Origin of the sequence: Capnocytophaga sp. oral taxon 902 (assembly GCF_013394735.1) — a bacterium.
Classification (GTDB): domain Bacteria; phylum Bacteroidota; class Bacteroidia; order Flavobacteriales; family Flavobacteriaceae; genus Capnocytophaga; species Capnocytophaga ochracea.
Genome location: NZ_CP058261.1, coordinates 763,631 through 781,679, shown reverse-complemented (window position 1 = coordinate 781,679; position 18,049 = coordinate 763,631). Strand labels below are relative to the sequence as shown.

Genomic DNA, 18,049 nt, shown 5'->3' with positions numbered 1-18,049 from the left:
CTTTATTACTGTTTTAACGATACTTTTACACGGCAAAAAGAGAGCGTTAAGCGGTGATGTTGAGGTTTATATATTTAGAAATCAGTAATATATTTGCTCCTGCCGGATAATAATAAGATTGCATTAAATGAAACTCCTGAAATACACCTTTTGGCTCTTGTGGAAGAGCTGGTTTTACTTGCTTGTACTCATTCTTATTCTCTTGTGGTTGCCCTTGTTGTTTATTCTTACAGCACGGGCAGAATGGTATCGCTCATTTTATTGGGTAGCCCGGAACTTATGGGCAACGCCTATATTGTATGGTATGGGCTTCTTACCCAAAATACACAGGGAATATACCGTGCCTAACGACCGCCATAGCTATATGCTGGTCGCCAATCATTACAGTATGATGGACATAATGCTGATGTTCTACTGTAGTAAAAATCCGTTTGTATTTGTAGGGAAGAAGGAACTGAGCAAGACGCTATTGTTTGGTTATTTCTACAAACGTGTTGCCATAATGGTAGATAGAAAGAGTCCGCAGAGTAGGAAGGAGGTTTATGCCCAAGCGATGGAGAGAATAAAGGCAGGGCTGAGTATTTGTATTTTCCCCGAAGGAGGTGTCCCCGATGATGAGAGTATAGTACTCGATAGTTTTAAAGACGGGGCTTTTCGCATTGCTATACAGTGCCAAATCCCCATAGTACCAATGGTATTCTACGATACTAAAAAACGCTTTCCCTTCCGCTTCTTTGCCGGCAGTATGGGCACAATGCGAGTAGATATATTGCACCCTATTCCTACCCAAGGCAAAACCCTTGACGATAAAGAGTCCTTACGCGAAGAAGTACGTTCTCTTATTTTACAACGCCTTACCGTTGCATAAGTCGGGCGACATATTTACCAATTACATCGAATTCTAAATTTACAACACTACCTATTTGTAAGTATTGCAGATTGGTATGTGCTAAAGTATAGGGGATTACTGCTACACTAAAACTATGGGAAGTTGCATCTATTACCGTTAGGCTTACACCATTCACAGTAATAGAGCCTTTTTCAATTACCACATTGCCAGTAGAAGGGTCGTACTCAAAAGTAAAACGAGTGCTACCTGCTTCTTCTTGGATAGCACTACAAGTACCCGTTTGGTCGATGTGACCTTGCACGATATGTCCGTCTAAGCGCGTGTTGAGAAGCATACCGCGCTCTAAGTTTACCGCATCACCTACTTGCAAACTACCCAAGTGGGTTTTGGCAAGAGTTTCGGCAATAGCGGTTACTTGGTATACATCGCCATCGATAGCCACTACCGTAAGGCATACCCCATTATGGGCAACACTTTGGTCTATTTTTAGTTCATTTGTAAACGAACTTTTTACGTATAAATGCAGATTCGCCTCTTCGCGTTCTATCTGTACGATTTTACCTATTTCTTCTATAATTCCTGTGAACATAAAGTTAATTAGCAAATTTTCTCATTCTCTAATTTTCTCATTTTCTAATTCTCTCATTTTCTAATTCTCTAATCCAGTTCTCCTGTCAATTCTGCAAATGCTACATTGGCTCTTTTGCCTTCGTATAACACTTTGTAGACGGCATCGAGTATGGGAGTGCGACTGGGTTTTTCTTGATTTTTGTTAATGAGGTAAGCGCTTTTGGTGGCGTAATAGCCTTCGGCTACCATATTCATTTCAGCCATTGTACTCTTTACAGTATAGCCTTTACCTATCATCGTGCCAAACATACGGTTGCGACTGAAAAGCGAGTAGGCGGTTACGAGTAAATCACCTAAATAAGCGGAGTTGTTAATATTGCGTTTGATTTTGTAAATATGCTTGATGTAGCGTCGCATCTCGCGAATGGCGTTGCTCATCAGCACACTTTGGAAGTTATCGCCATAGCCCAATCCGTGGGCAATACCCGCTGCAAGGGCATAAATGTTCTTCAGCATAGCAGCGTATTCAATACCTACCACATCGTCGGATATTTTGGTCTTCACATAATGGCGTTTCATAGCTTCAGCCATAAAACGCGCTTTTTCTTCGTCGAGACAGGCAATAGTGAGGTACGACAGACGTTCGAGAGCTACCTCTTCGGCGTGGCAAGGACCTGCTATAACGCCTATCTGTGCATAAGGCACGTGATGTATTTTGTTGAAATACTCACCTACTATAAGTCCGCTCTTAGGTTCGATACCTTTGATAGCAGAAAATATATTTTTATTAGATAGCGGTTCGGTGAGTTTTTCTAATTCGTCACTCAAGAAAGCTGAAGGGATAGAAAAGACGACATAATCGCTAAAAGCTACTGCCTCGTTGATGTCGTTGGTGAGGTGTAGCTTGCTGATGTTTAAATGTACATCGCTAAGGTAGTTAGGGTTGTGTTTGGTCGCTTTGATGTGCTCAATAGCCTGTTCATTGCGCATATACCAACACACTTGGTCGATATTGGCGGTAAAAATCTTAATCAGAGCCGTTGCCCAACTTCCTCCTCCGATAACTGATATTTTGGTTTCCACAATTGTTAGCTATTATTATTTTGGGGCAAAGGTACGAAAATAATGCTGTATTACCAAAAAGTGCCTACTAAAACCACAGAGCAAACACACCAAAAGAGGAAATATAGCTTATGCTATATAAATTATGTGAAAATCAATTAAATCTGTTCCAATTTCTGTACCGTCAGGTGTATTTCTTTTTTTAAAGAAAATTTCGAGCCTTTCATTTAAGTTGTTACTTATTTTAAGTACAACAAGTCTAACCAGTAGAACCAGTGATATGAGCAGATAATAGCACTATAAGTCCAATCAGTATTCAGTTAGTATTCCATTAATCTTCGGTTAGTCTTCATTGTAGAGCCACTGTAGAGCCACTGTAGAGCCACTGTAGAGCCACTGTAGAGCCACTGTAGAGCCACTGTAGAGCCACTATAAAACCACTGTAGTTCCGCTTAAGGTTTGTTAAAAGTCCGTCAGACGTCCCGCAGAGCAACTGCGCAAAATTATGAAGTATAGGTCAGTTCGAGACTTTCAGGTAGCTTGCTACCTATTTGTTTGATTTGTAAGATTTCTGTAGCGTAAGCTACACTCTCCTCACATCGAAAGTACTTCCTTTTTAAGAAAATTTCTTGTCTTTGGTCTAAAAACTTCACATTTGTCAATTATCAATTCTCAATTGTCAATTGAGCAATGTATTCTCCGTTTTTTTCTTCGATGTTGTATTGATGTTTTTTAGGATAAAGAAGTGTTAGCCGTTTCTTTAAGTTTTCAATGCCAATACCTGAGTTATACAAACTTTCTTGTTTAGGAATTATAGTGTTCTCACTTCTAAATATTACCTTATTTTCTTCCACTCTCAAGCTAAACGACAATTCTGTTACCTCAGTCGCCGATACGCCGTGCTTAAAAGCGTTTTCCACTAAGCTGATAAACAGCAAAGGCGCTATGGTGAGTGGGGGTAGTTGCTTTGGGAAATCTACCCGTACAGTAGTTTTATCAGTCAGGCGCAACTGCATTAAGCTGATGTATTGTTGCAAGAAATCTACTTCCTCTGTAAGGCTAATCTGCTTTTGGTCACTGTTTTGCATAAAGTGACGCATCAGTTTGCTAAGGCTATGCACGCTCTGTTGTGCCTTTTGAGGGTCAAAAGCAATAAGCGAATAGATATTGTTGAGTGCATTGAAAAAGAAATGCGGTTGAAGTTGGTATCTCAATTGGGTAAGGTCGGCTTGTAGCTTCTGAGCTTGGGCTTCTTTCTGAGCAATTTCCAAAGAAAAGTTGCGTTGTGCATAGCGTATTGCCATTGCAAAGACTACTGGTAAGAGGTTCGAGAGGAAATCAAAATAGACAAAAGCGTGAAAAGGAGGCATCCTACGTCCATCTTTGCGGGGATTAAAGTATGAAAAAAGCTCATATTTGCTGTACGAAATACATAAAATGAGTGCCACTGCTACCAATATAAAAAGTATATATCGTTTTTTAAACCACAGTTTATCAATAAGCCAATAGAAACTGATGTAGAACAAAAACATCAAAAAAGGCAATGATATGAGCGAACGATAAAGAGCTTCCTCAAATCGGTGATTGCTTTCGGAGATAAAAATAAGGGCAGGCAAAATACAAACCACTGCCCAAGAGGCTATGTGTGTTAAGAATTTCATTCTTTATATTTTGATGTTTTTAAATAACTTTCTGTAAAACTCTTGATGATTTCAGAAGAATAGTCTCCTCCTTTGGCATAAGAGATACCCATAACTTCTAAAGCTATAGCTTGGCACTGCTCATCATTAATAGTAATGGCTTTACTATCTAATATTTCTCTAACAATAACCATACATTTTTGCAGGTCTTCTGTTGTAGCATAAGGAGGTAAAGTTATATTCATCAGCTTTTATTATTTCTAATTGCCTGTTTCTCTCGCACTACTCGTATCTGAGGGCGCTAATAGGTTCTAACTCGGCTGCTTTTCGGGCAGGATACCAACCGAAGAATACCCCTGTAATGGTACATACTAAGAATGATATTACGATAGAATACAAGGTAATACTCACAGGCCAGCCTATAAACAGCGATACGCCTACCGTTGCTAATAAGCCAATAATTACCCCTAATACCCCCCAGTGATGCTAATAAGCACCGACTCGATAAGGAATTGTGCCAAAATATCCTTCCCCTTAGCTCCAATAGCCATACGCAAGCCTATCTCCTTAGTGCGCTCTTTTACTGATACGTACATAATATTCATAATGCCTATTCCCCCCACGATGAGCGAAATGCTGGCAATAGCTACCAATAACACGGTAAGCATCTCGCTGGTAGAGCTAAACGTACTGATAAGCTCTTGTTGCGAAAACACATTGAAATCATTTTCTTGTGTAGCCGAAATGTTATGCGTGCCCTCCAAAATCTTCTTTACTTGGTTTACTGCATTCTCCGACTGACTTTCATCTATTACCGAAGCGACAATACTCTGCAAGAACGTTTGCGCCAAAATACGCTTTTGTACCGTAGTATAAGGAGCGATAATTACATCGTCTTGGTCTTGACCAAAGTTGCTCTCTCCTTTTTTAGTAAGGATACCAATCACTTTAAAAGGGATATTCTTAAAGCGTATGGTTTGCCCAATAGGGTTTTCGCCGTTAGGAAAAAGGTTCTTAGCTACCGTTTGTCCTATCACGGCTACTTTGGCAAAGTTAGTAATTTCATCTTCACCAAACATACTCCCCTCAGCCACACTCCATTCGCGTATAGGCAAGTATTCGGTATTCACGCCGTAGATAGAGGTAGGCCAGTTGTTGCCACCAGCTATACTTTGTCCGTTGCCACTCACTACCGGCGACACGTATTTCAGCAGAGTACCTTCTTTTTTGAGAGCTTCGTAATCCGTCATTTTCAGCGATTGCATATCGCTCATACTCATACGCACCCCGCCCATCATACCCGCACCCGGACGGATATTGAGCATATTGGTGCCCATTTTAGAGATATTCTCCTTGATGCTCTTTTTAGAACCCTCGCCAATGGCAAGCATTGTTATCACTGAGCCCACCCCAATGATGATGCCCAGCATTGTAAGCATAGCCCTTGTTTTGTTGAGCAAGAGGGCACGCCACGCTATTTTAAAAAGGTTTTGTATATTCATAATATTAATTATTTAAATCTCGTACAGATTTTTCAATTGACAAATGAGGTCGTAATCGTATGAGCTACAAGCTCTATTTATAGTAGGCACGAGCTACAAGCTCGCGCCAGCTGGGGGAGAAAATATTTTTCTAAAAATCAGATAATTATTTATCTAAAAATTACCATGCATCAGAATGTATTGAGATTGATGTACCACTACCTTTAATGTTACCTACAAGCAATACTCGTTTACTTTTTATACCTAAAAACTTACACCTTCCAATCTTTTCATCTGTATAAATAACGTTTGATTTCATTGCTTTTAAGTTGATTTTTTGATTGGGGAATATCCTAAAAATAGAAGTATTAGGATTATTTACATCACAAAATAAGTCATAGTTTGATGTTACCCATTTTTTCTTTATTTTAATCTGTTCATATAAAGAGAACAAGACAGTATCTACTTTTGATTTATTTTCAATAATTATCAAAAGACTATCTTTATCTTCTCTAGCAGATATTGATAACATCTGTGTTTGAGCAGATGCTATATTAATATTAAATATGAACATAAATATTACAATAAAGCTGACTTTATTCCGATTCCTTTTCTTTTTTCGTGCCTCCATTTGTTCTATGATTTCTGTTTGGATAATCAACCATAACTTCTATTGATTGGTTGCCCTCTTCTCTATATTCTCTCAATTTAGTAATTGAAGATTCTCGCTAAAAAACGCCTCCAATTTATCAAAAGGAATTACTCCAGCCTGATTGTCGTAAAAATCGGTATGGCGTGCATTAGGAACAATTAATAGTTCTTTTTTCTCACTTCCTATCAATTTATAGGTATCTTCGCTCATATATCGCGAATGGGCATTTTCTCCTGCAATCATAAGAGTTGGCACATCAATTTCATTAGCATACGCCAACAGAGGGAAATTCATAAATGAAAGCAACGTAGTGGCTGTCCAAACGTGATTGGAAACCGAACGCTCGTGGAAACCTCGTGGCGTTTTGTAAAACTCAATATAATCATTTAAGAATTGAGGTACTTTATCCGATGGCTCATCGGGCATAGGGTAACCTGGTGTAGGGGTTCCTGTCTCGGCATCTGCCCAACGGATAGCATTGAGTGAACGCTTCATTTCCAAACGCATTTCGGGTGTATTGGCATCAAAATAGCCTTTGCTGAACACGCGCGACATATCGTACATTACCATAGTAGCTACTGCCTTGATACGCGTATCGATAGCAGTAGCATTCAGTGCAAAGCCACCCCAACCACAAATACCTATGATTCCTATTTTTTCTCTATCAACAAAAGGTTGAATGCCTAAGCAATCTACCGCTGCCGAAAAATCCTCGGTATTGATGTCGGGAGATGCTACATTACGAGGTTCTCCACCACTCTCTCCCGTATAGGAGGGGTCAAAGGCTAAGGTTACAAAGCCTCTTTCAGCCATTGTTTGGGCGTAAAATCCTGAGGCTTGTTCTTTTACAGCTCCAAATCCACCGCAAACAGCAAGAGCACCGAGCTTCTTATCTTCGCTGTTTTTTGGGAAATACAAATCACCAATAAGGTTGATACCATAGCGGTTTTTGAACGATACTTTTTTGTGTTCAACTTTATCACTTTTAGGGAAAATCTTATCCCAAGAAGCAGCATTTACAGGGTTTTTAGTGTTTGTACTCATATTATTGAAATTTTTATTGTTATACTTTTGATTATCAATTACTTCAAAATTTCTAAGATTTTATCCTCGTCGTAAACAAGCATACCAACTGCAACCAATGAGGCGATACCGTGTGCCAACATCCAACCTTTAGCAATGTCATTCTTCAGCTCTTCATCAGGTAGGTTTTGGCATTCCTCGCTATTTTTCATTATTTCTACCACTCGCTCACTTTCGGGGAAAATGTCAGTAAGTTTTACATTGGTAACATTATCCATATAAAAAGCCTTGAATAAGGCGGGTTCGGTGTGTGCCATTCGCACGTATCCGAGTCCTAAATCTAAAAGAGTATTACCTGTTTTTGAGTAACTGAGCACTACACTTTGCAGGAAGGGCAGTGCTTTTTTGCAGATTTCAGCTTTAAGGTCATCCATATTTTTATAGCACCAATAGATGGGCTGAGTGGAGCAACCTATTTGCTTGGCAATATTTCGGGCTGAAAGCACTGCAAAGCCTTCTTTTCGCACCATTTCAAAGGCGGTTCCTATAATTACTTCTTGCGTTATTGTTGTTGATTTCGGCATAAAACTTTGTTATAACATCTGTAATATAACATCTGTTATTTTTGCAAAAGTAGTACATTTTTTTTAACCTGCAAATTTTTAATTAAAAAAGATTCAGTCTGCGTCATTCGTATTTTGTCATTCGTCATTCATATTTCGTAATTGTACCAACTGTTCTTTGGCATTCAGTCTATTGGTTACTTCCTTATCACTGATGATATGTCCGTCTTTGAGTACAACAGTGCGCTTGCTGAAAAGGGCTATATCGTTCTCGTGGGTTACAAACCCTATCGTACTACCTTGGTCGTTAAGGCGTTGGAAAAGCTCCATTACTTCGTAGGAAGTTTTAGTGTCAAGGTTACCGGTAGCCTCATCGGCAAGAAGAATCACAGGGTGATTTACAAGGGAACGCGCAATGGCTACCCGTTGCTGTTGTCCACCCGATAGTTCACTGGGTAAGTGGTTCAATCGGCTTTCCAAACCTACGCTGATGAGAGCTTCAATAGCGCGCTCGCGACGTTCTTTAGCCGAGATTTTAGAGTTGTACATCAAAGGGAGCTCTACATTCTCGATAGCTGAGGTACGTGCCAAAAGGTTGTACGACTGAAAGATAAAGCCTATCTTGGTGTTGCGTACCGTTGCGAGTTCGTTCTTGCTCATATCTTTCACCGAGATGCCGTCCAAAATGTAATCGCCTGACGACGGACGGTCTAAACAACCTAATATGTTCAATAAGGTTGATTTACCCGACCCACTGGGTCCCATAATGGTTACGAACTCCCCCTCGTGAATGGTGAGGTTGATGCCTTTCAGGGCGTGAACGATTTCGTTGCCCATTCTAAACTCGCGTTTCATATCGCGTATGTCGATGATTGCTTTTTTCATTTATTTGGCTTTTGAGTTATCACGACGAGGGCGTTTAGGCATAAACGGACTACCGCTGTCGCCACTATCTTTTTTCTCCGCATTGGCTTGCGGGTTCATATTTGCTAAGGACGTAACCACTTCTGTACCTACCGTTACCCCACTGAGCACCTGCACATTAATACCGTCGTTGCTACCAATGCTGATGGTTTGTTGGGCGATACTGCCGTCGGTGTTTACCACCCATACGTATTTATTTTTACCCTTGCCGTGCTGTACTTTGGGCATTGGAGCGTTAATGCCTTTCTGAGCGTAGTATTGCATCAGTAGGTCGATGTCTGGGGTGAAATTCATCGCTTTCGCAGGCACTATGGTTACGCCTTTCAGCTCATTGGTATAGATAGCGATGGTAGCAGTAAGCCCTGGTTTGAGCTTCTCATCGGGATTTTCTGCCTCTACTATCACTGTATAGGTTACTACGTTAGATGAGGTAGTAGGTGATAGACGCACTTGGGTTACCTTCCCCGAAAACTCCTCTTGGGGGTAAGCATCTACGGTAAAACTCACACGTTGCCCTACTTTCACTTGTCCTATATCGGCTTCGTCTACATCGGCTTCCACCTGCATACGCTTAATGTCTTTGGCTATCTTAAAAAGTGTAGGCGCACTCATCGAGGCGGCTACCGTTTGCCCTTCTTCTACCTCTTTGCTGAGGATAATCCCATTGATAGGCGAATAGATATTGGCATACCCCAAATTGGTTTTTGCTTGATTGAGGTTCGTAAGGCGTTGTGCTACATTTGTTTTCGCGTTGTTGAACTGATACAATGCTTGCTCGTAGTTCGATTTGCTAATCACTTGGGCATTGTACATTTTCTGTTGTCGTTCGTAATTCTGACGGTAGTAATTCAGTTCGTTGAGTGCCGATTGGTAATTGGCAGTAGCATTTACAACCATTTCTTGAAGGTTCGTCTTGTCGAGTTCCGCTAATAGCTGTCCTTTCTTTACTTGGCTGTTGTAATCTACGTAAATCTTGCTTACCAATCCTGATACTTGGGTACCTACTTCCACCTCGTCCACTGGCTGTACGCTACCAGTAGCAGTTACTTCGGTAGTAACGTCACCTTCGGTTACCTTATCGGTTTGCAGGACGATAAAAGAAGGTTTTTCCTTCATAAAGAAGTGATATACCCCAAAAGCCACTACGGCTAATAGTACGATAATGATGATTTTCTTAATGTGTTTTTTCATTTCAATAGATTCTAAAATTAATGCATAAAAGCTTGTAAAAACATCCCCCTGCCCCCTTCAAAGGGGGAGGCGCGATACAAAAGCAATGGATAACTGTTATATCTCCTCGATTCTATTTTCTCTCAATGTACTGACAATACTTTCTAATGATGATAGCACCCCAAAGAGATTGGTATTTATTTGTTCGTTTGAAAAACGAACAAATGTTACACCATACTTTTCTATAACTTCTTGTCGCTGACAATCTTCTAAAAACCTAAATTCGTGTATATTGCCATCTACTTCAATTGCTAAAGCTAATTCGTGACAATAGAAATCTACTATATACTCCAAAATAGGCACCTGTCTATGAAATTCAACACCTAAGGCTTTTCTTCTTAGATGATTCCAAAGAGTTGTTTCACTTGATGTACTATGATTTCGCAAATATCGTGCAAAATCTTTTAGTTTAGGATTATATGGTATAATTTTGTTTGGCATAAGGCATTTTTTATCAGTATATATTATTATCTGTCTATATCGCTCGTGTATGATGACCGTCATATCTCCCCCCTTTGAAGGGGGCAGGGGGATGTTTATATAAAGTTGTCCTCCTATAAAAGGAGGTTACCCTCATAAAACTTCAGCAACTGTACATACAGCACCTGCATATACTTATTTTGCAAATAGGTTTGCTCCGCGTTGAGGTAAGCGTTTTCGCTTACGAGAAGCTCGGTATTGGTAAGTCCACCGAATTCGTGCTTTTTTACTGCCAAATCGTATGCCAATTTAGCATTGTCACGAGCCGTGCGCGAAGCTACTTGTTGTGCTTGGTAAGTGGTAGCATTCTGCCAAGCGGTTTCTATTTTGGTATAGAGGTCTTTTTCCGCTTGTTGTTCGTCGAGCACCGCTTGCTGTTGCGTAACCTTAGCTAGTTTCACATTGTTCTTATTTCTGAACTGCGAAAAGATAGGAATATTGAGCGATGCTCCTATGGTCTGACCGAAATTGCTATCCAACTGGGTGCGATAGCTCAAATCGTTGAGGTTTGAATATCCTGTATTTACCCCTGCTTGTAGCGATAGAGTAGGAGCATAGCCCGCTCTGGCTATCTTAATATCTTTTTCAGCTATCTTTTGTTGTGATTGATAGATTTTTAGATTGGGGAGCTTTTCTCTGGCTTCCGCAAAAACCACATCTTTATTAGGGATAATCGCCGTTTCATCATCTGCGGGAAGGTCGAGCGCAATAGCGAAATCACTATTAGGAGGAAGCTCCAACAGTTGTTTGAGGGTCAGCACCTTATTTTCGTATTCATTTTCTGCTTTGATAATGGCATACTCGTTGTTGGCGTGACGCGTTTCTATCTCAGCTAAACTCAGTTTAGCAATAGACCCATTGGAAAACTTACCCTGTGCTTGTTTTAATTCCTCACCCGAAGAGCGCGCCGTATTCTTAGCTACCTCTATGCCCTCATAGCTGTAAAGGGCTTGCAGATAAGCTTCAAGCACACTCAAAGTGATGTTGTTTTTCGCCTCTTGCACGTACAGTTCGTTCTGTTCGAGCAATAACTTACTGCGGTCTACTTGTAGGTTCAGTTTATTGCCCTGATAGAGTGGCATAGATGCCGATACCCCAAAATTGTTGGAGAATGTACGGCGCGACACCCGCTCGTTAGAAATCTGATTGATTGCCGAACCGTAATTCTGGTTTGCCGAAGCCGAGCCACTTATCGTAGGCAAGCGGTTGCTCTTCGCCTGACTGTAATTGATTTCAGCCGTCTGCTGGTTTAGTTCCGTCTTCTTTACAGAAATATTGTTCTGTACCGCATAGTTGATACAGTCAGCCAGCGACCATTGTTTCGCTTGAGCCCCTGCTAACAAAGGACAGAGACACAAAAAAGATATGTACAAGGTTCTTTTCATCGTTTTTAGTTTTTAAGCAACTTTTGTCATTTAGTTGCGACAAAGGTAGTGCAATACAGCCGGAGTCCGCAAAAATAATCGACGAAAAGCCTTATTTTATCGACAAAAAGCAATATTTAGCAGTTAATTTTTAGTTATAAGGGGTTAATTTTAGTCGTCAGAAACGTCCAATCGCTCTACCTTATTCACCTTGTCCGCTCACTTCATCTTGTCTATCCTATCTATCTCGTTCTCCTTCTCCGCCCCATCAGCCTCGTCCAACAACTGCCCTTACATCTCCTTCCTTCAATAACTATCGCAAGTTATCTTCCTTTTATCTTTATGTATTGTTCATTTAAAAATCTGTTATTCATCATCTATCACTCGTTATTTGTCCCTTGTCATTCCTCATTTCTTCGCCTTTCCGTCACTACATTCCCCCTTTAAAAGAGTATGTTTTGTCTCTAATTCCCCCTTTTGCGTCATACTCCCCCCTAGTGCCTATGGCCTAAGGCCTATCACCTATTCCTTTTTCTTTCGCCTCGAAACCCTGTTTTTAACATTTTTAGTGCTGTTGTATTATATTATGAATCAATTATTTATATACCTTTTCTATACCAATCGTCCAAGATTCGTATAAGCTTCCTATAAGCTCTCTATAAGCTACCCCCACCCTTCTCATAGCCTTTTTTCACTAAAATTCCTCTCGACTCTCTTCCGTTCTTCTCCGTTATCTTTCGAGCTCCTCAACTCTCCAATTTACTAATTTTCTCATTTTCTAATTTGCTAATTTTTTCCCTGCCCGTGTAGCTCACACTGCCCGTGCGGCTCGCACCTTTGGTAAAGTTGAATAAACTGACAATCTTTTTGCTAGTGCGTTTCTTGTAGCCTCCATCTCATTTGCTAATTTCCTAATTCTCTCATTTTCTAATTTTCTAATTTTCTAATTTTCTAATTTGTCTATTTGCTAATTATTCTATACTTTTGTCCGATAAATAAGCGCAGATGTTAAACAGAATTTACCAATATATCACCACTGATAAACTCGCAACCTTCTCATTCTTCACCGCTTGGGCGCTCATTGCCATTTATGGTTTGAGTCAATTGCGGTTTGAAGAGGATATTACCAAAGTACTCCCTCAAAACGATAAGACGAACATCACTTCCAAGGTACTTAAGCAACTCAATTTCGCCGATAAAATCTCGGTAATGGTAACAGCCGAAAAAGGCGGAACGCTCACCGATATGCAGGCAGTTGCCGAAACTTTGCGCGATACACTCAACGCTTCTATGACGAAGTATATCACCAGTATTCAGGGGATTATAAACGAAGAAGAAATCGATGAGACTTGGCAGTTTGTAAACGACCACCTACCTCTTTTTCTAAACGATGAAGATTACGCTTATTTAGAACGTCGTTTAGCCCCCGATAGCCTCAAATCAATGGTGGAGAGTCAGTACAAAACGATGCTCACTCCTGCGGGTATGGTGGCACAACAGTTTATCCGCAAAGACCCCTTTGGTCTCACTTTTCGCGGTTTGCGCAAACTTCAAGAGCTCAATACAGGCAACGATTTTAAGATTGCCAATGGTTTTCTCACTACTAACGACGAGCAACATATCCTCTTCTTTATCAACCCTAAGTACGATGGCAACGACAGCGAGCACAATGCCGCTTTCGTCGCAGGGTTAGACGAGTTGCAAGACCATCTCAATGCCCAGTATCAAGGAAAAGTACGTGTAGATTTCTTTGGGGCTCCCTTTATCTCGGTGAGCAACGCCTCTCAAATCAAAACCGATATTCTCACCACGGTACTCATTTCACTATCAGCACTTTATTTATTGCTTGTCTTCTTTTATCGAAGTGTCTATATCCCATTTATCGCGTTTATCCCTTCTGCTTTTGGAGTGCTCTCAGCTTTGGCGACACTCTATGTACTCAAAGGCAGTATTTCGGCAATTTCTATCAGTTTAGGAGCGGTACTCTTAGGAGTTACAATTGATTATTCGCTACATATCCTCACTCATTACAAGGTAGCTAAAAACACCGCCGAGTTGTACCGTGCTGTAACCGTGCCTATCTTGCTCAGCAGTATCACTACCGCTATTTCATTCCTCTGCTTGCTCTTTGTGCATTCTGAGGTGATGCAAGATTTAGGCGTGTTTGCTTTCGTGGGCATAATGGTATCAGCCATATTGTCGTTGGTGCTCGTGCCTCATTTCTACCGTGGCAATCGCACTATCGAGGTGCGCAAAACCTTTTTAGACCGTATAGGGGCTTATCCATTTCACCACAACAAGTGGGTGGTTGGCGCTTGCTTACTGCTGATAGTGGTGAGTTGTTTTACTTTTCATAATGTCCGTTTCAATGGCGATATTGCCAATATCAACTATATCAACGAACGTTATAAAGCAGCTGAACATCAATTAGAAAACATCACCGATAGCGAATACAAATCGCTCTATGCCGCTGCTTATGGCAACTCGTTAGAGGAAGCCTTAGAGCGCAATTATACACTATATCAGCAGTTGCAAAGTTATAAAGCACACGATAGTATCAAACAATTCAGTTCTATTGGGGGATTGTATTGCCTAAAAAAGAACAAGAAGCGCGTTTACAACGATGGAAAGATTTTTGGAATGCCGAAAGACAGCAATTTCTAAAACAACAACTGATAGGAAAAGGAAATGAGGTTAGTTTTAAAGAAGAAACTTACGCACCTTTCTACCAAAGTATAGCAGGTGATTTTGAAGTTATAAAAGACCTTGATACTTATAAAACTCTTTCAGCTATTCCGTTAGAAGATTTTATTACCGAAAAAGGGGGCTTTTATACTATTGCCAATCTCGTAAAACTCACTCCTGCCGAGCGCGACCCTTTTATCCATTCAGTAGAAAAACACACGCCTACCGTTGTTATCGACCGCAAGAACCTAAGTGAAACGTTTTTAGGCAAACTCAAAGACGATATATTGCTGTTAGTTAACTATTCGTCTATCGCTATTTTCCTCATACTGCTCTTGTTTTTTAGGCGTGTAGAATTGGTGTTACTCACTCTTATCCCTATTGGGGTTACAGGGGTAGTTACTTCCGCTCTGATGAACTTTTTTGGCATAGAGTTCAATGTGTTTAGTATGATTGTCTGCACTTTGGTATTAGGACATTCGGTAGATTTTAGTATTTTTATGACCTGTGCGCTACAAAAAGACTATACCGATGGTAAAAATGAACTTCCCGTGTATAAAGTGTCAGTACTTTTGGCGTCTATTACTACCTTTTTAGCTATCGGTACGCTTATTTTCGCCAAACACCCCGCCTTAAAGTCAATTGCATCGGTATCGGTGATAGGTATTTTCACTGCTTTGGCAATGACTTTTGTATTTTACCCTACGATATTTAAGTTTTGTATCTTCCGTCGTCCTGATAAGGGTCGTTCTCCGGTGAGTTTGCGTCTTTTACTGCAATCCATACTGCTAACTACCTATTATGCACTATCGTCTATAATTCTCTCCAATATAGGTTGGCTACTTGCTAAAATAACTCCTAAACACACTATGTGGCTCAGACGTTTAGCTACTTCGCTCACTACTTCAGTGCTTTATGCCAATCCTTTTGTGCGCAAAAAGGTAGAGAACCCACACCATATACAGCTTAAAACTCCTTCAGTTGTGATTGCCAATCATACCTCGTGGCTCGATACTTTGGCAATAGGACTTTTCACACATCGCATCAGTTATATGGTGAATGATTGGGTGTATAAATCGGTAGTATTTGGACGTTATGTGCAGGCAATGGGCTTCTTCCCAGCCTCTGAAGGTATAGAAAAAGGAATGCCCTTATTCGAAAAGAATTTGAAAAATGGTATTTCAGTAATGATTTTCCCAGAGGGCAAACGCTCTGATACCAACCAAATACACCGTTTTCACAAAGGTGCTTTCCTAATAGCCGAACATTTCCAAACGCCTCTCGTGCCCGTGTATATTCACGGTTGTTCGGAGGTACAACCCAAAGGTGATGTGATTATCTACGATGGTGCTATTACGGTAGTAGTAGGCGACCCTATAACACCTGATGATGAACGTTTGGGCAACACTCCGCGCGAAAGAGCCAAACAGATAGGCGCTTTCTATCGCCAGCAATTCCTCGCTTTGCGCAAACAATTGGAAGGAGTAGATTACTTAAAGAAGAAACTGTTTTTAAATTATTTATACAAGGAAAATTACGTAGTGCGCGCTGTAAAAGAAGATTATAGGCAGCATCGTGAACATTATCACGAACTCGTGCATTCACTACCCGAAAAAGCCCGTATTTTGCATATCGCCGATGATTATGGTCAGTTAGATTTTTTGTTATTGCTCACTTATCCTGAGCGTGAAATAGTATCCGTTATCGCCGATGACGAGAAGCGCGCCATTGCACAGCATAGTTACCTCACCAAAATTCGTAAAATACAATACGTGAAAGAGCGTCCAGAGGGAGATTTTGAAATAGTACTTGAAGGGAGAGAAGTCGTAATAGGATAAGGAAGTAGCACTTAATTAGGTTGAAAGATAAGGCTTATTCGAACCTAAGACGAAGGTAAAGCGAACCTAAGACAAAAGAGAAGGTGTTGGCGAAGTTAATTGGTAAATTTTAAGTGATATTCTTTTGATAAAATTATGGTTAGTAGTCTTTTTCAAGTATGAAACCTTAAAATTATACTAAAATAAGGAAATAAAGTAAAATTCATACTATAAATATTTGCACTTGCTATAAAAAATGAAGACTTTTGCCGACAGAATAATTTAAAAATACGTACATAACGATGGAAGAAAAAGAAATATTAGACAATGAGGAGATATTCTCAAAAGTTTTAAGAGCAGGCAGACGCACCTATTTTTTTGATGTGAGAGCAACGCGCGCTAATGATTATTACTTGACTATTACTGAAAGTAAGAAGTTTACTCACGATGATGGCTCATTTCACTACAAAAAGCACAAAATCTATCTGTATAAAGAGGATTTTGAAATGTTTAAAGATATTTTAAATGAAATGACTAACTATGTTTTTGATGAAAAAGGAGAGGAAGTAATTTCTGAACGTCATCAAAAAGACTTTAAAAAGAACTATTACAATGAACGCTTGGAAGCTGTAAGCAATAGTAATGGTGTTTACAAAGACCTTGATTTTGAAGACCTATAGTTAAAAATCTAATAAGGAAAAACTTTACTCATCTGTTTGTAATAGAGTGATGACGTAATAGGCTATTGGGTAAAGTTCATTTTATGGCGTGGGTGGTATTTCACCAAAGCTTCCCTCAAATATGACTTCTCTACGTGTACGTATATTTCTGTGGTAGTAATATTCTCGTGACCTAACATCATCTGTATGGCACGCAGATTCGCACCGTTCTCCAATAGGTGTGTCGCAAAAGAATGTCTGAAAGTATGAGGGCTAATGGTCTTCTGTAATCCTATGTTTTCAGCTACTTGTCTTACAATAGTAAATATCATTGCGCGAGTAAGTTGTTTCCCTCTTCTGTTTAGGAAAACGTAATCTTCGTGACCTTTTGCTATCTTCAGCTGTTTGCGCTGGTTATTGATATAATTGTTAATTTGTTTCTGCGTATAGCTTTCAATAGGCACTAAGCGCTGTTTGCTACCCTTCCCCATTACTCTAATGAAATCTTCTTCAAAAAACAAGTCGGATAGGCGAAGAGAGACTAATTCCGACACTCGCAACCCACAACCGTAAAGCGTTTCTATAATAGCTTTATTACGATGCCCCTCATCGGTGCTGAGGTCTATGGAGGCGAGCATAGCATCTATTTCTTTTAAGGAAAGTGTATCGGGGAGTTTTACACCTATTTTAGGGCTGTCGATAAGGCTCATAGGGAAGTCTTCACGTCCTTTCTCAGAAATCATAAACTTAAAAAAACTCTTTAAAGCCGATATGAGTCGGGCTTGTGAACGTGCGTTGAGTTCTTTGGAGACTTCGTATACGAACTGGCGCAAGGTATCTACTTGAATAGTATCGGGGGGTTCAGAGATATTGTATTTTTCCAAATACCCTATGAGTTTCTCAATATCTAAGCCATAAGACACAACAGTATTCTGCGATAAACCACGTTGTAATCGCAAATAATTCTGATAATCGGTATTTACTTTACGCCACACGTTTTTAGGTAAAAGGTAAGAGATAAAAGGTAAAACCAGCGATAGCTGGAAATG

15 protein-coding genes and 2 pseudogenes are annotated in these 18,049 nt (G+C 40.1%); 3 read left to right on the top strand and 14 right to left on the bottom strand.

Annotation, left to right across the window (positions count from 1 at the left end; translation table 11 throughout):
• Positions 1-127: 127 nt before the first annotated feature.
• A complete protein-coding gene (locus HW278_RS03265; protein WP_178976917.1) occupies positions 128-868 on the top strand; it encodes a lysophospholipid acyltransferase family protein in 741 nt (246 codons plus the stop codon).
• Here the strand turns inward: HW278_RS03265 and HW278_RS03260 are convergent.
• The 13 genes and pseudogenes from HW278_RS03260 to HW278_RS03200 all read right to left on the bottom strand — a co-directional run bounded on the left by HW278_RS03260 (position 855) and on the right by HW278_RS03200 (position 11,860).
• Entirely contained in the window at positions 855-1,439 is a 585-nt protein-coding gene (locus HW278_RS03260; protein WP_111972810.1) for a riboflavin synthase, read from the bottom strand. The two genes, HW278_RS03265 and HW278_RS03260, sit on opposite strands and share 14 nt — an antisense overlap.
• Before the next feature lie 68 nt (positions 1,440-1,507).
• On the bottom strand, positions 1,508-2,503 hold the full coding sequence (locus HW278_RS03255; protein ID WP_009419227.1) for an NAD(P)H-dependent glycerol-3-phosphate dehydrogenase: 996 nt from the start codon (positions 2,501-2,503) through the stop codon (positions 1,508-1,510).
• A gap of 328 nt (positions 2,504-2,831) precedes the next feature.
• Positions 2,832-2,975, bottom strand: coding sequence for a hypothetical protein (locus HW278_RS03250; protein WP_178976916.1), 144 nt, complete (start codon positions 2,973-2,975; stop codon positions 2,832-2,834).
• A 172-nt stretch (positions 2,976-3,147) separates the two neighbouring features.
• The gene (locus HW278_RS03245; RefSeq protein ID WP_178976915.1) at positions 3,148-4,143 is read right to left on the bottom strand and encodes a sensor histidine kinase; all 996 of its coding nucleotides are present in this window, start codon (positions 4,141-4,143) and stop codon (positions 3,148-3,150) included.
• On the bottom strand, positions 4,140-4,367 hold the full coding sequence (locus tag HW278_RS03240) for a hypothetical protein (protein ID WP_009410383.1): 228 nt from the start codon (positions 4,365-4,367) through the stop codon (positions 4,140-4,142). The genes HW278_RS03245 and HW278_RS03240 overlap by 4 nt, the downstream gene beginning before the upstream one ends.
• A 37-nt stretch (positions 4,368-4,404) precedes the next feature.
• Positions 4,405-5,624, bottom strand: a pseudogene (locus HW278_RS03235) (ABC transporter permease).
• Positions 5,625-5,784: 160 nt separating this feature from the next.
• Positions 5,785-6,264 (bottom strand): hypothetical protein, encoded by a 480-nt coding sequence (locus HW278_RS03230; protein WP_009410381.1) that lies wholly within the window; start codon positions 6,262-6,264, stop codon positions 5,785-5,787.
• Positions 6,265-6,306: 42 nt separating this feature from the next.
• Positions 6,307-7,299 carry an alpha/beta hydrolase gene (locus HW278_RS03225; protein ID WP_178976914.1) on the bottom strand — a complete coding sequence of 331 codons (993 nt, stop codon included), beginning with the start codon at positions 7,297-7,299 and terminating at the stop codon, positions 6,307-6,309.
• Positions 7,300-7,337: 38 nt separating this feature from the next.
• Positions 7,338-7,862, bottom strand: a complete 525-nt coding sequence (locus tag HW278_RS03220) for a TetR/AcrR family transcriptional regulator (protein WP_178976913.1) — start codon at positions 7,860-7,862, stop codon at positions 7,338-7,340.
• Positions 7,863-7,979: 117 nt separating this feature from the next.
• Positions 7,980-8,726, bottom strand: a complete 747-nt coding sequence (locus HW278_RS03215; protein ID WP_178976912.1) for an ABC transporter ATP-binding protein — start codon at positions 8,724-8,726, stop codon at positions 7,980-7,982.
• Complete coding sequence (locus tag HW278_RS03210; protein ID WP_178976911.1) at positions 8,727-9,956, bottom strand: efflux RND transporter periplasmic adaptor subunit; 1,230 nt, start codon at positions 9,954-9,956, stop codon at positions 8,727-8,729.
• Between the two features lie 96 nt (positions 9,957-10,052).
• Entirely contained in the window at positions 10,053-10,436 is a 384-nt protein-coding gene (locus HW278_RS03205) for an endonuclease domain-containing protein (RefSeq protein ID WP_178976910.1), read from the bottom strand.
• Positions 10,437-10,549: 113 nt separating this feature from the next.
• A complete protein-coding gene (locus HW278_RS03200) occupies positions 10,550-11,860 on the bottom strand; it encodes a TolC family protein (RefSeq protein WP_178976909.1) in 1,311 nt (436 codons plus the stop codon).
• Positions 11,861-12,844: 984 nt separating this feature from the next.
• Between HW278_RS03200 and HW278_RS03195 the strand changes: the two are divergent.
• Positions 12,845-16,362: pseudogene (locus HW278_RS03195) on the top strand (efflux RND transporter permease subunit).
• A 281-nt stretch (positions 16,363-16,643) separates the two neighbouring features.
• Positions 16,644-17,021 (top strand): PUR family DNA/RNA-binding protein, encoded by a 378-nt coding sequence (locus HW278_RS03190; protein WP_178976908.1) that lies wholly within the window; start codon positions 16,644-16,646, stop codon positions 17,019-17,021.
• 62 nt (positions 17,022-17,083) lie between these two features.
• On the opposite strand, the gene xerD is transcribed toward HW278_RS03190, so the two are convergent.
• Positions 17,084-17,995, bottom strand: a complete 912-nt coding sequence (xerD, locus tag HW278_RS03185; protein WP_178976907.1) for a site-specific tyrosine recombinase XerD — start codon at positions 17,993-17,995, stop codon at positions 17,084-17,086.
• Between the last annotated feature and the right edge of the window lie 54 nt (positions 17,996-18,049).

Coding starts and splice junctions, on each gene's coding strand:
- HW278_RS03200 (WP_178976909.1), bottom strand. CDS start 11,860: ATGAAAAGAACCTTGTACATATCTTTTTTGTGTCTCTGTCCTTTGTTA.
- HW278_RS03240 (WP_009410383.1), bottom strand. CDS start 4,367: ATGAATATAACTTTACCTCCTTATGCTACAACAGAAGACCTGCAAAAA.
- HW278_RS03210 (WP_178976911.1), bottom strand. CDS start 9,956: ATGAAAAAACACATTAAGAAAATCATCATTATCGTACTATTAGCCGTA.
- HW278_RS03190 (WP_178976908.1), top strand. CDS start 16,644: ATGGAAGAAAAAGAAATATTAGACAATGAGGAGATATTCTCAAAAGTT.
- HW278_RS03225 (WP_178976914.1), bottom strand. CDS start 7,299: ATGAGTACAAACACTAAAAACCCTGTAAATGCTGCTTCTTGGGATAAG.
- HW278_RS03215 (WP_178976912.1), bottom strand. CDS start 8,726: ATGAAAAAAGCAATCATCGACATACGCGATATGAAACGCGAGTTTAGA.
- HW278_RS03220 (WP_178976913.1), bottom strand. CDS start 7,862: ATGCCGAAATCAACAACAATAACGCAAGAAGTAATTATAGGAACCGCC.
- HW278_RS03260 (WP_111972810.1), bottom strand. CDS start 1,439: ATGTTCACAGGAATTATAGAAGAAATAGGTAAAATCGTACAGATAGAA.
- HW278_RS03265 (WP_178976917.1), top strand. CDS start 128: ATGAAACTCCTGAAATACACCTTTTGGCTCTTGTGGAAGAGCTGGTTT.
- HW278_RS03205 (WP_178976910.1), bottom strand. CDS start 10,436: ATGCCAAACAAAATTATACCATATAATCCTAAACTAAAAGATTTTGCA.
- HW278_RS03245 (WP_178976915.1), bottom strand. CDS start 4,143: ATGAAATTCTTAACACACATAGCCTCTTGGGCAGTGGTTTGTATTTTG.